Genomic DNA, 14,697 nt, shown 5'->3' with positions numbered 1-14,697 from the left:
AGCGGTGCCGACCGGCCCGCTCCGTCCTCCGGCACCCGTATCCACCGTGGTGGGGCCACACCCGTCACGGATGGTTTCCGGGGCCCTCCAGGCCCACGACGAGGACGGCCGCGTCGTCCTCGTGGCCGACGCTCTCGGCGCCCTTGATCACGGCGGCGGCCAGGGCGTGGGCCTCCAGGCCGGCGACGGCGGCGATGCCGGCGAGGCGGACCACCTGGTCGAGGCCGTCCTCCATGTTCAGCGAGGGGCCCTCCACCACGCCGTCGGTGAGCAGCACGAACACGCCGCCCGTGGTGAGCCGGTGCCTGCTCACCGGGAACTCCATGCCCTTGTCGATGCCGAGCGGCGGCCCGCCCTCGTCGTCGACGACGCCGGACTTGCCGTCCGCCGTGGCCCACACGAACGGGATGTGGCCGGCCCGTGCGCTCTCCAGCACTCCGCTGGCCAGGTCGAGGCGCATGAAGGTGCAGGTGGCGAACAGTTCACCGCCCAGCGCCAGCAGCAGGTCGTTGGTGCGGGCGAGGAGTTCGCCCGGCTCGCTGGTCATGGAGGCGAGGGCGCGGAGCCCGGCCCGCACCTGGCCCATGAACGCGGCGGCCTCGATGTTGTGCCCCTGGACGTCACCGATGGCCAGTCCGATCCGCCCGTCGGGCAGGGCGAACGCGTCGTACCAGTCGCCGCCCACGTTCAGGCCGAGGTTGGCCGGTGTGTAGCGGACGGCGAGGTGCAGGCCCGGTGCGGTGGGCAGGTCGCGGGGCAGCATGCCGCGCTGCAGGGCGATGGCCAGCTCCACCTGGGTGCGCTGGAGCTCCGCGCGCTCCCGTGCCTGGGCGGTGAGCGAGCCGAGTCTGGCCAGCAGCTCATCGCCTTCGTCCGTGGAGCGCTTGCGGGGCATCGATCACTTCCGGCGGGGCGGTGGCCGTCCCTGGCCCTCCGCCTGACTTTCGGCAAATGCCTAGATTTTACCTATATCGGATGATCTCGCTCTGCGAGCGGCCGCGGTACGGCTCGCCGTCAGCGCACCTCGGAGTCGATCCCGGTGATCACGGCAGGCCCGAGTGGCGCGCTCCGCTCGTCCAGCCCCGCGTCCCGGAGGGCGGAGCCGGCGAGCCGGCGGGCCTCCTGTTCGGCGTGCGGGCCGGTGTCCGCCTCGACTGTCAGACGGAGGGTGAAGGTGTTGTCCTCGTTGACTCGGAGCACGTCCAGGCCCTCGGCGCTGCCCATCCGGGTGCCGTGCGGATCCGCGGGGCTGAGCGCCCTGGCCAGGCGGGTCCGGGTGTCCGTCCCGATGTCCGCGGTGAAGGTGCCGGGGACGCTGATCACGTAGGTCGTCATGACGGTCCTTTCCTCGGGCGTCCCCCCGCCTACCCCGATTCACGGCCTTCGCACAACACTGCCCCTCCCCGGTACGGCCTACGTACCCGGGTCGGGGCCGGAGCCGCGCCGGTCCGAAGGGGCAGAGAGCCGGCGCCGCCCGACGCCGGTTTCCTGCCCGTCGGGCTGCTGTCCGGGCCACCACGGGCCGCGATCGCGCGGTCGGTGCCGGGCAGCCCGGGGGATCCGGGCAGCCCGGGGGAGCCGGACGGCCCGGGGGTGCCGTACGCGCCGAACCGCAGGTGCCGCGCCGGCACCGGCCGCTCGTGACGCTGTGCCTCACCTCGCTCGTGAACGGCGCCACTTTCCGTACCCTTACCCACCTCTCACCACTGGTCACGCCACGTGACCGGGCTCGGTGCCGGATGGGTGCCGCGCTGCTCACCGGCCGGCGGGAGCGGCAGCCCGCGTGAGGAGCAGGTGGTGGCTCACAGCGGGGAGTGGGCCACCACCGTCACGAAGGCGCCGAACAGCAGGGACGCGACGGTGAGGCCGGCGTAGACGACCACGGCGTGGGCCGGCCGGACCCGCCAGGTCCGGGTCAGCGCCCGGGCCATGGGGATGAGCAGCGGGAAGGCGGGCAGCAGGAACCTCGGCTTGGAGGAGAAGGAGCCGGAGCCGCCGACCACGAGCAGGACCAGGATCCCGGCGAAGACCACCAGGGCGAGAGGGGCGCGTTCCAGGCACAGCAGCGCGAACAGCAGCACGCCGGCCGCGACGATCACCAGGGCCGCCGGATAGACGGCATCGCCCCCGTGCAGCAGCAGGGCCTTCGTGAAGCGTGCCGAGCCGACACCGAAGTCGAACCGGGAGTCCCAGGCGCTCTGCACCTTGAAGTAGCCGCCGAGCAGGTCTCCCGTCTGGCTGCCCACCCACAGCACATAGCCGAGCCAGCCCAGCGGGGCCAGCACCGCACCGGCCCACACGCTCGCCGGGGCCCGGCCGCGCTGCCGCACGACCTCGTACGCGGCCGCGATGCAGACGGCCCCCGCCACCGCGAAACCGCTCGGCCGGGACAGACCCGCCAGCGCGGCCAGTGCACCGGCCCACAGCCAGCGGCCCTTGAGTACGCAGTACAGGGACCAGACGGCGAGGGCCGCGAACAGCGACTCGGTGTAGGCGATGGTCAGTTCGACGGAGTGCGGCATCACGGCCCACAGGGCGACCAGCGCGGTGGCGACCCCGCGCCCGTAGAGGTGGTGGCCGATGGCATACACGCCGTACGCCGCCACGCCGGCGGCGATCCAGGAGATGAGCAGCGCGGCCTGGCCGGGGGTGAACGGCAGGACCGTGGTCAGCGCCCGGATCAGCTCCGGGTACAGCGGGAAGAACGCCCAGTCGCTCTGGACTGCGCCCTGCGGGGTGATCCAGATCTTGTGGCCGTAACCCTGGGCGGCGATGTGCAGATACCAGCGGGAGTCCCAGGAGTGGGCGAGGCTCTTGACGAGCGGATGCCCCCGGACGGCGTTGGTGATGATCACCACGATGATCCCCGCGAGCCGGACGGCCGCGAACAGGGCGAGGGCCCGGAGCGCCCCCTCGGGAATTCCACGCCGGGTGATCCAGGGCAGGGTCGGAGGGCGCAGGGGCCGGGACGGGGACGGGGCGGCCGACTCGGGACGCGGTACTGAGGAGGTGCTCACTCTCTTGACCTTGGGCACGCCAGGTAAGACGAGCAATCCACGACTCGGGTTTCTTACGGACTTCCACCCTGATTCAGGAATCGGTCAAGGAATAGGTGCAAATCCCTTACTTCACCACCCCCGGAAGGAGCACTTGAGGGGTGTGGTTACCATATGAGCGCTCCCTAGCTCGAAAGATGGATCCGTGACTGTCAACGACGACTCGTTCACCAACTGGAAGATCCGCGAGGAGATCGCGGAGTCGATGATCCCGCTCATCGGGAAGCTGCACCGCGAGCGGGACGTGACCGTCCTGCTGCACAGCCGCTCCTTGGTGAACAAGTCGGTGGTCAGCATCCTCAAGACGCACCGCTTCGCCCGGCAGATCGACGGCGCGGAGCTGTCGGTCACCGAGACGATGCCGTTCCTGGAGGCCCTGACCGCCCTCGACCTCGGGCCCTCCCAGATCGACCTCGGCATGCTCGCCACGATGTACAAGGCCGACGAGCGTGGTGTGAGCGTCGAGCAGTTCACCGCCGAGGCCGTCGCCGGTGCCACCGGTGCCAACAAGATCGAGCGCCGTGAGCCGCGCGACGTCGTCCTGTACGGCTTCGGCCGCATCGGCCGGCTCGTCGCCCGCCTGCTGATCGAGAAGTCCGGCTCCGGCAACGGTCTGCGGCTGCGCGCCATCGTGGTGCGCGGCGGCGGCGCCCAGGACATCGTCAAGCGCGCCTCGCTGCTGCGCCGCGACTCCATCCACGGCCAGTTCCAGGGCACGATCACCGTCGACGAGGCCACCAGCACGATCGTGGCCAACGGCAACGAGATCAAGGTGATCTACGCCGACGACCCGTCGCACGTGGACTACACCGAGTACGGCATCCGGGACGCCATCCTCATCGACAACACCGGCAAGTGGCGCGACCGCGAGGGCCTGTCCAAGCACCTGCGCCCCGGCATCGAGAAGGTCGTGCTGACCGCGCCGGGCAAGGGCGACGTCCCGAACATCGTGCACGGCGTCAACCACGACACCATCAAGCCCGACGAGCAGATCCTGTCCTGCGCCTCCTGCACCACCAACGCGATCGTCCCGCCGCTGAAGGCGATGGACGACGAGTACGGCGTGCTGCGCGGTCACGTGGAGACCGTCCACTCGTTCACCAACGACCAGAACCTGCTGGACAACTACCACAAGTCCGAGCGCCGTGGCCGCTCCGCGCCGCTCAACATGGTGATCACCGAGACCGGTGCCGCCTCCGCCGTGGCCAAGGCGCTGCCGGACCTCAAGGCGAAGATCAGCGGCAGCTCGATCCGGGTCCCGGTGCCGGACGTTTCTATCGCGATCCTCAACTTGCAGCTGGCCCGCGAGACCACCCGCGAGGAGGTCCACGACTACCTGCGCGAGGTGTCGCTGACCTCGCCGCTCAAGCGCCAGATCGACTTCATCACGGCGCCCGACGCGGTCTCCAGCGACTTCATCGGCTCGCGCCACGCCTCGATCGTGGACGCCGGCGCCCTCAAGGTCGACGGCGACAACGCGATCCTCTACCTCTGGTACGACAACGAGTTCGGCTACTCCTGCCAGGTGGTCCGGGTCGTCCAGCACGTCTCGGGCGTGGAGTACCCGACGTACCCGGCTACGGCGGTCTGATCCGCTTCGTCGACAGTTGTACGGCCGCCGACCGGGGTTTCCGGTCGGCGGCCGCCCTGCTGGGGCGCGTGCGGTCAGGCCTTCGCCGGCCTGGCACAGGCGCCCGCGGCGCACGCGGTGAGCCACTGGTCGAAGTCGGCGTCGTAGCGGGTGCCGATGCCGTCGTGGTAGACGGCGTATCCGCCGGCGTAGTCACCGACGCGGAAGCGGGCGAGCATGCGCTGGAGGTCGTCCGGGTGGTTCTCGGCCATGTAGCGCACGGCGAGGTAGCCCCACGGGTAGGTGCGGATCACGTCGCTGTTGTCGTAGGTGCTCTGGAACAGGGTGCTCAGCTTGTACGTGTGCTTGGCGGCTTCCTGGATCGCCTGGTCGTCGGCGAGGCCGCGGTAGCTGTAGGACACGTACTCGGCCAGGCCCTCGATCCACCAGATGTCCGGCACCGAGATCTGCTGGTCGAAGGCGCCCTTCATGTCGTCGCGGCCGTCGAGGAAGTGCGTGTACTCGTGGTTGAGGTTCCAGATGCGGGCCGTGAAACCGTCGTCGTAGTTCTTCTGGTACATGATCGAGGTGACGTGGTTGGCCGGGTCGGACGGGTCGCCGTCCAGGGTCATGCCGCCGTTGTCGGTGCTGATGCCGTAGATCGGGCCGGCGTAGGTCTGGTAGTCGGTGCGGCCGGCGAAGACCACGAGCTGGATGGTGGACACGTACTGGCCGGGTATCGCTCCGTCGGCCTTCACCACGCCGCGGAAGTAGGCGCTCTGGTTGAGCACACTCGCGCAGGCGGCGTCGAGGTCGGCGGCGGTCAGCGACTGGGCGAGGATGCTGACGTTCGCGTCGCACTGGCGGCTGACCGGCAGGACGGCTCTGGTCAGCTTGCCGGGCAGGTCGCAGACGTCGTAGTAGGCGCAGTTGGCGCTGTCGTAGGCGTTCGCCTGCGTGGCCACGGCGACCCAGAGCCCGGCCGTGGGGCCGGTCATCGCGGTCTCGTCCAGCAGGTCCTTGGTCAACGGGCGGACCGTGTCCCGCAGTTCGGGGTGCTCGACATAACGGGCCAGGTTCATCCCGGCGTTGGAGTCCAGGAACGCCCGATCGGTACCGAGCAGGTCGGTGTTGGCGAGCGCGAAGTCGTCCAGAGTGCCGATGATGCCCGGGTCGGCCTCGACCGCCTTGACGTAGTCAGGGTTCCAGTTGCCGCGCCACAGCGGGGTGTAGACGTCGTTGACGGCCCTGACCATGCTGTCGACGGCGTCGTACGAGCTGTCGTAGTCGTTCAGCAGCCGCCGGTACACGGAGAGATAGCGGCCCTGCTGGTCGGCGCTGTCGGTGAGGATGACGGTCTCGCCGAGGATGTCGCCGTTGACCGCCGTGACATCACGCGAGTGCGACCGGGCGAAGAAGGCGTCCAGGCCGGCCGTGACGGCCGTGGTGAGGCGGGTGGTGTACGCGCCCACGTCCGCGGCATGGTTGAACTGCACGTAGTAACCGGCCCGCAGGAAGAGGACCAGCTGCTCCAGGCTGCCGGAGTCGTCGCCGCGGTACAGCTTGGCCGTGCGGGTGTACGCGGCCGCCACGCTGAGCATCTGGGCCTGGCGGAAGACGTCGTGGGCGTCCTTGCCGGTCACCGAGAACAGGGTGTTGACGCAGTCCGTGGACGAGGCCTTCACGAAGGACACGAGGGCGGAGCCGGTACGGCTGCCGAAGTCGGCCGGAGTGCAGGAGGCCGCCGCCTTGGCCGCCCTGCGGTCCGGGTGGGCCGAGAGGGGCTGCAGAGGCGGGAGTTCGGCCGGGCTGAGCCGCCGGGCCCGGCTCTCGGGACGCTCGGTGACGGGTGTGGTCGCACCTGTCGGCGACGGCGTTGACGCGTGCTTTCGGGGCGCGGTGACGGCAGCGGTGTGCTGCCGCGGGGCCGCCAGCGCGGGCGTGGACAGCAGTCCGGCCACGGTGACACAGACGACCGCGGCGCCGGTCGTGCGTGTGGCCGCACGACGGTGGCCGCGGCCGGGCATGCGTCTGGGCAGCGCGAAGCGATAGCGCATCTGGATTCCTCCACGAAGGGATGCGCCTCTGTGGGGTGTTGAGGCGTGTGAGGCACTGTCTCAGCGGGCCGCCCGCCCCAACAATGCCGTGTGACATAGCACATGACACTGCGCGCGCATAACATCGCGGTCCGTCTTTGACCTGCCGCTAGGCTCCGGTGACGCTCCAGGTGCGCGAGGCCCAGGCCCGCAGATGGGGTGCCTGGGCGACGAGGTCGCGGTAGGCGGCGGTCGCGGACTGGGACAGTGCCTCCACGGCCTCCTCGGTGACGGTGTCGGGCCGCCAGGCCAGCACATAACGGCACCACAGCGGGGAACCGGCCAACGGCTTGACCACGACGTGTGGGATCGGCCGCAGCGTCGGCTGTACGAGGGACACCCCGAGGCCGTCGGCGATCATGCTCTGCAGCTGGGTCTGGTCGCCGAGGAACTCATGCACGGTGACCGGGGTGAAACCGGCCGCCGCACAGGCGTCGTAGAACACCCCGGGCCAGCCGGCGCCGTCGTCCGGGGTCACGAACCACGCGTCCTCGGCCAGATCGGCGAGCTGGACCTGGGCGCACTGCCGCAGCCGGTGCCGGGAGGGCAGGGCGACGAACGTCGGCTCGGTGACGATCCCGCGGTGCCGGACCGCGCCGGAGTGGCGCAGTTCCATACCCGGATAGTCGGCGGCGATGGCCGCGTCCACCGCGCCCTCCTCCAGCAGCTCGACGATCCGCGAGGAGGCGTAGACGCTCGTGACGGCGAGGGACAGCTCCGGCAGCCGGGTACGGACGCGGGAGATCGTGCCGGACAGCATGGGTGAGTTGGTCGCCGCCACGCGCAGGGTACGGCGGGCCCGTGCGGCTGCCGGGCGGTGGCCGATGGCGTCGGCGCGGGTCAGCACGTCACGGGCCTGGGCGACGACCTCGGCGCCGTAGCGGGTGGGCCGCACTCCGCTCGTGCCGCGCTCGAAGAGCGGCTCGCCGAGGTGCCGCTCGATGCGCCGCAGCTGGGTGCTCACGGCGGGCTGCGAGTAGCCGAGCTGTGCCGCGGCGCGACCCACACTTCCCGCGTCGGCGATCGCGCACAGCACCCGCAGGTGCCGCAGCTCCAGCTCCATCGCCCCACTCCCCGTTTCGGTCCCCGGCCGGTCCCGTGCGCACAGCCATCGCCGGCCGTGGTCGCGACCGGCGGACCGAAGCGTCGCACTGCGCCGCGCCAGGCACAAGTCGCAGGTCCGCCGACCTGTGCCCACCGGGTTGCAGAGCCGGACCGGTCCCCGCGCGGCGCCTGAGCAACTCCGAGAAGGCCTACGCCCGTCCGGGCCGGGCGACCGCGCGGTGGGCTTCCGCACGGCTGGGCTCGCAGCGGTCGGGACGCGAAGGAGCCACTGAGCGGGGTGGTCGATGCGGGCGGGACGGCGTCGACCCCGAGTCGGAGCCTCGCGGCCGCGCCGACGACCTCTGTTCTCCTCGTCCAGCGCAAAGTGCGCCACCGTACGGGCGGCTCGGCGCGGCGACGGCCGGGGCCGGGGGGATGGCTCCGTGCCGGCCTTCCCCCGGATCCGACCCGTGCGGACCACCTCAGTGCCGCCCCCCTCCCGCGGGCCTCGACCGACCCCGTTCGCCTCGCTGCCGGCCCTCCCCGGCCCCCGGCCCCCAGACCGCCTCACTGCCGGCCCAGTACCTCCGCCACCCGGATGAAACCGTCCGTGCCGTGGCCGAGGCCGATGGTGCGGCGGGTCATGCCTTCCACCGCGCGCATCACGCCCGCGTCGATGCCGTGCGTCTCCGAGACGGCGACGACATGGGCCATGGTCGAGGCAGCCGAGGTGAGGGGGTTGATCGCCCCGGAATAGGAGCCGTCGTCGGCGTCCCGCGCGAACTCGGCGAAGAGCGGCGGCAGGATCGCGCCGATGCCCTGCGCGAAGGGTGCGAGCTCCCCGGCGGTGACGCCCTCGGCCCGGGCGATCGCCACGGCGTGGGCAAAGCCGGCCATCGCCGTCCAGAAGAGGTCGAGCAGCGCGATGTCGAAGGTGGCGGCGCGTCCGATCTCCTCGCCGAGATGGGTGTGCGTGCCGCCCAGTGCCTCCAGCACGGGCCGCTGCTCCTCGTACAGGGCCCGCGGTCCGCTGTGCAGGAAGACCGCCTCGGGTGTGCCGATGCTGGGCGCGGGGGTCATGATCGCGCCGTCCAGGTAGCGGATGCCGTGCGCGGCCGCCCAGCGCGCCGTCTCGCGGGCCCGGCCCGGGGTGTCGGCGGTCAGGTTCACGACGGTACGGTCCTTGAGCGACCGGGTGACCGGCTCGGGCCGCAAAAGGGCGTCGACCGCGTCGTAGTTGACCACGCAGATCACGGTCAGGTCCCCGGCCGCCACGGCCTCCTCGGCCGATCCGGCGCCGGCCGCCCCCTGCGCGATCAGCTCCCGGTCCTTGCCCGGTGTGCGGTTCCACACCGTGGTCCGCAGCCCCGCTCTCAGGAAGCTCCCGGCGAGCGAGCGGCCCATCGGGCCGAGACCGAGCACGGTGACGGAAGGAAGATTCGTGGACGTGGACATGTTTCAACTCCTGTATGTGCAAAGGAACGTGGCCTTACGGCCTGACGGGGAACAGAAGAGGACGCCGATGACTCGCAGCCGCGCTCAGGACCCCAACGTCTGTGGCGTGACCGCCGCGATCGCCGTGATCGACGGCAAGTGGAAGACGTCCCTGCTGTGGCTGCTGGAGTCCGGCCCGCACCGGCCCGCCGAACTACGGCGCCGGCTGCCGGGGTTGAGCGAGAAGGTGCTGACTCAGGCGCTGCGTGAGATGGAGGAGGACGGCCTGGTGCATCGGGAGGTGTACGACGTCCTGCCGCCGAAGACCGTGTACACGCTGACCGGCTTCGGCCGCGACCTGTCCGACGCCCTCGGCCCCGTGTCCGACTGGGGACACCGCCGGCTGGAACGACTCGGCGAACGCGGAACGGCGTCCTGACACACCACCGCCACCTCCTCTCGTACTGGCACCCTGTCCTCCGGCCTCGCGAAACAGCCTCTCCCGGCCGGGCACCGGCTGCCAAGTACGCACAAAAAGGTGGGTATGCGCGGACGCCGGCCGCCCGCGTCCCGACCGGGTGTGAGAGCGCAACTCCTCGACTGCGACGACCTGTTGCTCGGACTCGCAGCAGTCGGGCGCGGCTTGGCGGCCGCCCTGCTCACCTGACGGCAGATCCGGCCGCGCCGGTCAGTACGCCCGCGCCACCACCGCCACGTTCCCCGGCTGGTCCTCGCTCTCCGGCACCGAACCGTTCAGCCACGGTGCCCCCGACTCCCAGGAGTCCTGGACCCGGATCCTGGACGCCCTCGATAACCTGCTGCGCAACTGGCCCACCCCCTGACCCCTGGACACGCAGGCCGACACCATGCACACCACCCCGCTCACCCCCGACCTCGTGCGCGGCGCCCTCGATCTGGAACGCACCGCCCGGGGACTGCTGCCGCACCGGCTGCCGGCCCGCGCCCGGGCCCAGTGCGCCGACCCCCAGCTGGCCATGGCGGAGTCCCAGCCCTCCGGTGTACGGCTGGTCTTCCGCACCCGCGCGACCACCGTCGAGCTGGACACCCTGCCGACCAAGCGGGTCTACGTCGGCGCACCGCCGCGCCCGGACGGCGTGTACGACCTGCTCGTCGACGGACGTCCGGCCGGCAGCGGCCGGGTCGCCGGCGGCCACACGCTCACCATCGACATGACCACCGGTACGGCCGAGCACCGGCCGGGCCGGGTCGGCACCGTCCGCTTCTCCGGGCTGCCCGGCACCCTCAAGGTCGTGGAGATCTGGCTGCCGCACAACGAGACGACCGAACTCGTCGCCCTGCGCACCGACGCGCCCGTGGAAGCCGTACCGCACCAGGGCCGCAAGGTGTGGCTGCACCACGGCAGTTCCATCAGCCACGGCTCGGACGCCGCGAGCCCGACGACCACCTGGCCGGCGCTCGCCGCGTCCCTCGGCGGGGCGGAGCTGATCAATCTGGGGCTGGGCGGCAGTGCCCTGCTCGACCCGTTCACCGCTCGGGCGCTGCGCGACACCCCGGCCGACCTGATCAGCGTCAAACTCGGCATCAACGTGGTCAACACCGATCTGATGCGGCTGCGCGCGTTCGGTCCCGCCGTCCACGGTTTCCTCGACACCGTCCGCGACGGGCACCCCGACACACCGCTGCTCGTCGTCTCGCCGATCCTGTGCCCCATCCATGAGGACACGCCGGGCCCCAGCCTCCCGGACTACTCCGCGCTGAGCGAGGGCCGGCTGCGGTTCCGGGCCGCCGGGGACCCGGCGGAGAAGGCGGGCGGAAAGCTCACCCTGGAAGTCATCCGGGGGGAGCTGGCCCGGATCGTGCGCGAGCGCTCGGCCGAGGACCCGCGGCTGCACCACCTCGACGGCCGTGAGCTGTACGGCGAGGCGGACTTCGGCGAACTGCCGCTGCCCGACGGCCTCCACCCGGACGCCGCCGCGCACCGCCGGATGGGCGAGCGGTTCGCGGCGCTGGCGTTCGGGCCGGGCGGCCCCTTCGCGGACGGCGTCTCCTGACCCGTACGGGCCGCCTCACACCAGGTGGGCGAAGACCACGAGGTTGTCGGTGTAGTCCTTGGCCTTGTGGTCGTACGCCCCCGCGCAGGTGATCAGCCGCACCTCGGCGCGCCGGGCGTCGGCGTAGACCCGCTTGCTGGGGAAGTCGTCCTTGGCGAACGTCTCCTCGTCGTCCACGACGAATTCGGCGTCGCGTCCGTCGGCGCGCTCCACGGTGAAGTGGTCGCCGCGCTTCAGCTGTTCCAGGCGGGCGAAGACGGCCGCGGAGGTCTTCGTGTCGACGTGCCCGGCGATGATCGCGGTGCCCTTCTCACCGGGCGAGGCGCCCTTGGCGTACCAGCCGACGAGGTTGGTGTCGGCTGCCGGTGGCGGATTGAGCTGCCCCGAGGCGCCGAGGGTCAGGGTGGTGAAGGGGGCGTTGACGGAGATCTTCGGGATGAGCAGACGGGTCGGTGCGGACCTGGGCAGCTCCGGGCCGGCGGGCGGCGGATCGGCCTGACTCGGGTCGGCCTGACGCGGGTCGCCCTGACGCGGGTCGCCCTGCTGCGGGTCGGCCTGCTGCGGGTCGGCCTGTTGCGGGTCGCCCAGCTGCGGGTCGGCCGGCGCGGCGGCGCTCGCGCCCGCGCCATGGGACGCCTGCGGTGAGCCGTCCGACGTGTGGTGGCCGCCGAACACGCTGACGGCGAGGAGGACGATCGCCACGCCCATCAGCGTCAGCCGCCGCCCGCCATGGCCGGAACTCCGCCCGTCCGCCTGCGGTCCCGCGGGGGTCGGGGAGGAGGGATCTGCTGCCATCGGACACCACCTCACTCGGGCACGGCAGCACGGGGATCTGGACAAGGGCGCCGGAACGTTTCCCGGCGCGGAGGGAGGGACGTACAGGGGGGCCTGCGCTGGGGGACGGTGTGCACACAGACGTGGGGGAAGCCCTGCGGGTGCGGGCCGCCGACGCGGTGGGCTCGCCGGCGGCGGCCGCAGCCTTTGCGGGGAGTCGTTCCGTCAGGACGCCTGCTGGCCGCCCTTCTTGCGGCGCAGCAGGTACATACCGCCTGCGCCGGCGGCCAGTACGGCCAGGCCGCCCGCGGTGACGCCGGGAGTGGCGAGCGCGCCGCCGCCGGTGTGCATGCCACCGCGCGGCCCGCCGCCGTCACGACCGCCGTAGCCGCCGTCACCACCGCCGCCCCAGCCGCCGCCGTCCCCGCCGCCGTCACGACCGCCGCCGTCCCCGCCGCCGTCACGACCGCCGCCGCCGTAGCCGCCGCCGTAGCCGCCGCCGTCGCCACCCGAACCCCAGTCGTCGCCGTGCACCGCGGCGAGCGCACCGCCACCGGTGTGGACACCGCCATGCGGCTCGTGGTGTCCGCGGCCGTCGTCGTGGCCGCTCCGACCGTGGTCGTCACCGCGACCGTGGTCGTCATCGCTCCCATGTTCGTCGCCGCGGCCGTGGTCCTCGCCCCGACCATGGTCGTCATCGTCGCCGCGGTCGTCGCCGCGGTCGTCACCCCGCACAGCGGCCAGCGCCCCGCCACCTGTGTGGATCCCGCCGCGCGGCTCGTCGTGTCCGCGTCCCTTGTCGTCCTTGTCGCCGTGATCATTTTCGCGGCCGTGGTCGTCGTCGGAACCGCGGCCGTGGTCGTCGTCGGAACCGCGGCCGTGGTCGTCGTCGGAACCGCGGCCGTGGTCGTCGTCGGAACCGCGGTCGTGGTCCCGGCTGTAGGAGGAGTCGTCGCGGCCTCCGTCGTCACCCGCGGGAACGGCGAAGGCGGCACTGGGCGCGCCGAAGGTGAGTGCGGCGGTGGCTGCCGCCGTGGCCAGAAGCATGCGGGCAGAACGCATATCGATGTCCTTCCGTCGTGGCCGGGCAGCGGATCCCTCATCAGCTGGATGGACCCGGCCTCGACATGAACCACCGTCAGCGAACGTGCAGCCACCCACCATCCGAGCGACCCAGCCGGGTCACCGCGCCACCCGTCTGTCCCAGTGCTCCCGCGTCCGCGACCCTCCGTCCGGGCGAATCACCCGGCGTGTCGCGCGGCACTCACCGACGCACGCAGCACGGCCCGGCCCCAGGCAGCGAAGGGTCGTTCCGTCGACCGTGCCGTACGACCGGAAGAACCGGGGAGCCGCCCCCGAGGGCAACATCAGCCACACGGCCGAGAGATCGGTCGCCGGATCACCCGTACGGCCGTGTGGGCACGAGCCGGCCGCCGGGAAGGTCGGCCGGAGCACCACATCGCGACGGACTTGGCCTCTGCCCGGCTGAGATCCGGCCGGACCCAACGCGGGAGGCCCCGCCCCTCTTGTTATGACCGAAGTCATAACGGAGTCTGGTGCTGGCAGCACAACAGGTCGACGCGGTGGGAGGAAGCGGTGGCGGACGCGATGGCGCGGGCCCTGTGGGAGCGGTACGAACCGGTGCACGGTCTCGTGTACTTCGCACCGGAGGCGCACCGCGCGGCGGACGCGCTCGGGATGCGCGGATTCTGGATGGGGTACTTCGCGCTGCGGGCGGCGCCGCTCGGTGCGGTCCCGCCGTCCGTCGTGACGAGCTGTTTCTATGTGTTCCATCCCGCCCGGGTGGCCCGGGCCCTGCCGGACGCCTGGACGTACGCGACTCCCGCCGATGTGCTGGCCGCCCGCCAGGACGCCCTGGACGCGGCGATGACCGGTCTGTTCGGAGCGGACACCGTCGGCTCCGCCGAGTTCACCGAGGCTGCCGACCTGGCCTGGGAGGCCGCCGCGGCGGCGGACACCACGGGGCGGGTGCTGGCCGCGGCCAACCAGGCCCTGGACCGCCCGGAGCGCCCCACCGCGCGGCTGTGGCAGGGCCTGACCACCCTGCGGGAGCACCGGGGTGACGCGCATGTCGCGGTGCTGGTGAGTCAGGGACTCGGGCCGGTCGAGGCCATGGTGCTCAAGGCGGCCGCCGGCGAATCCGACGGGGCCTTTCTGCGGGAGACGCGCAAGTGGGAGCAGGCGGACTGGGATGCGGCCGGGGCGCGCCTGCGGGAGCAGGGCCTGCTCGAAGCCGACGGGTCGCTCACTCCGGCCGGCGCGGCCGTACGCGCGGAGGTGGAAGCGCTGACGGACGCGGCGGCCGAAGGCCCCTGGACCGCCCTCGGCACCGACCGCACCACACGCCTGGCGGACCTGCTGGATCCGCTGGCCCACATCGTCGAGACCTCGGGCCTGCTGCCACCGACCAACCCGGTGGGCCTGACCCGGGGCACCCACCCGGCCGCCCACTGACCAAGCCCCGGGCCGCCCGCCGGGAACGCCCAGGAAGCGCACACCCGCCCGCCCTCCGATCAAACCTGTCTGCGATGCCCCAGGGCGGAACCCCATCAAGTCGTCGACCGCGCCCTGGCCGGTCCGGGGTTGTGCCGTTGGGGAGGGTGGGTGGTGGTCCAGCGCAGCCCGCCGGATACCAGGTCCGGGGCCGGCCTCGCAGACCGCCGCCCGCC

General features: G+C 72.0%; 13 protein-coding genes and 1 pseudogene. 6 read left to right on the top strand and 8 right to left on the bottom strand.

Going from position 1 to position 14,697, the window contains the following annotated elements; all coding sequences use genetic code 11:
- Positions 1–64 precede the first annotated feature (64 nt).
- The 3 genes from ACZ5NH_RS00385 to ACZ5NH_RS00375 all read right to left on the bottom strand — a co-directional run bounded on the left by ACZ5NH_RS00385 (position 65) and on the right by ACZ5NH_RS00375 (position 3,017).
- Entirely contained in the window at positions 65–895 is an 831-nt protein-coding gene (locus ACZ5NH_RS00385) for a PP2C family protein-serine/threonine phosphatase (RefSeq protein ID WP_468772059.1), read from the bottom strand.
- A gap of 119 nt (positions 896–1,014) precedes the next feature.
- Positions 1,015–1,335, bottom strand: coding sequence for a hypothetical protein (locus tag ACZ5NH_RS00380; RefSeq protein WP_388629464.1), 321 nt, complete (start codon positions 1,333–1,335; stop codon positions 1,015–1,017).
- Between the two features lie 467 nt (positions 1,336–1,802).
- Entirely contained in the window at positions 1,803–3,017 is a 1,215-nt protein-coding gene (locus tag ACZ5NH_RS00375) for a glycosyltransferase family 39 protein (protein ID WP_468772057.1), read from the bottom strand.
- A gap of 184 nt (positions 3,018–3,201) precedes the next feature.
- Between ACZ5NH_RS00375 and ACZ5NH_RS00370 the strand changes: the two genes are divergently transcribed.
- The gene (locus ACZ5NH_RS00370; RefSeq protein WP_468772055.1) at positions 3,202–4,647 is read left to right on the top strand and encodes a glyceraldehyde-3-phosphate dehydrogenase; all 1,446 of its coding nucleotides are present in this window, start codon (positions 3,202–3,204) and stop codon (positions 4,645–4,647) included.
- A 74-nt stretch (positions 4,648–4,721) separates the two neighbouring features.
- On the opposite strand, the gene ACZ5NH_RS00365 is transcribed toward ACZ5NH_RS00370, so the two are convergent.
- The 3 genes from ACZ5NH_RS00365 to ACZ5NH_RS00355 form a co-directional block, all read right to left on the bottom strand.
- Positions 4,722–6,683, bottom strand: a complete 1,962-nt coding sequence (locus tag ACZ5NH_RS00365; protein WP_468772053.1) for a collagenase — start codon at positions 6,681–6,683, stop codon at positions 4,722–4,724.
- Positions 6,684–6,831: 148 nt separating this feature from the next.
- Positions 6,832–7,785 carry a LysR family transcriptional regulator gene (locus ACZ5NH_RS00360; RefSeq protein ID WP_388629451.1) on the bottom strand — a complete coding sequence of 318 codons (954 nt, stop codon included), beginning with the start codon at positions 7,783–7,785 and terminating at the stop codon, positions 6,832–6,834.
- A gap of 548 nt (positions 7,786–8,333) precedes the next feature.
- The gene (locus ACZ5NH_RS00355) at positions 8,334–9,221 is read right to left on the bottom strand and encodes an NAD(P)-dependent oxidoreductase (protein ID WP_468772051.1); all 888 of its coding nucleotides are present in this window, start codon (positions 9,219–9,221) and stop codon (positions 8,334–8,336) included.
- Between the two features lie 67 nt (positions 9,222–9,288).
- Between ACZ5NH_RS00355 and ACZ5NH_RS00350 the strand changes: the two genes are divergently transcribed.
- From ACZ5NH_RS00350 to ACZ5NH_RS00340, 3 genes and pseudogenes are all read left to right on the top strand, one after another.
- Positions 9,289–9,639 (top strand): winged helix-turn-helix transcriptional regulator, encoded by a 351-nt coding sequence (locus ACZ5NH_RS00350; RefSeq protein WP_451004642.1) that lies wholly within the window; start codon positions 9,289–9,291, stop codon positions 9,637–9,639.
- Between the two features lie 259 nt (positions 9,640–9,898).
- Positions 9,899–10,042: pseudogene (locus ACZ5NH_RS00345) on the top strand (TetR family transcriptional regulator); the annotation flags it as partial.
- Positions 10,043–10,066: 24 nt separating this feature from the next.
- Positions 10,067–11,233: a GDSL-type esterase/lipase family protein gene (locus ACZ5NH_RS00340; RefSeq protein ID WP_468772048.1), complete on the top strand. Its 1,167-nt coding sequence runs from the start codon at positions 10,067–10,069 to the stop codon at positions 11,231–11,233.
- 15 nt (positions 11,234–11,248) lie between these two features.
- Here ACZ5NH_RS00340 and ACZ5NH_RS00335 read toward each other — a convergent pair whose 3' ends face one another.
- Both ACZ5NH_RS00335 and ACZ5NH_RS00330 read right to left on the bottom strand, forming a co-directional pair.
- Entirely contained in the window at positions 11,249–12,028 is a 780-nt protein-coding gene (locus ACZ5NH_RS00335) for a class F sortase (RefSeq protein WP_468772047.1), read from the bottom strand.
- A gap of 204 nt (positions 12,029–12,232) precedes the next feature.
- Positions 12,233–12,541, bottom strand: coding sequence for a hypothetical protein (locus tag ACZ5NH_RS00330; RefSeq protein WP_468772045.1), 309 nt, complete (start codon positions 12,539–12,541; stop codon positions 12,233–12,235).
- Between ACZ5NH_RS00330 and ACZ5NH_RS00325 the strand changes: the two genes are divergently transcribed.
- Together ACZ5NH_RS00325 and ACZ5NH_RS00320 are read left to right on the top strand one after the other, a co-directional pair.
- Complete coding sequence (locus ACZ5NH_RS00325; protein ID WP_468772043.1) at positions 12,536–13,138, top strand: hypothetical protein; 603 nt, start codon at positions 12,536–12,538, stop codon at positions 13,136–13,138. The genes ACZ5NH_RS00330 and ACZ5NH_RS00325 overlap by 6 nt on opposite strands.
- A 465-nt stretch (positions 13,139–13,603) precedes the next feature.
- Entirely contained in the window at positions 13,604–14,482 is an 879-nt protein-coding gene (locus ACZ5NH_RS00320) for an SCO6745 family protein (RefSeq protein WP_468772042.1), read from the top strand.
- Positions 14,483–14,697 lie beyond the last annotated feature (215 nt).

The organism is Streptomyces sp. NPDC031426, from assembly GCF_055581585.1.
The sequence above is the reverse complement of the archived record's forward strand: the minus strand, read 5'-3'. Positions and strand labels throughout refer to the sequence as shown.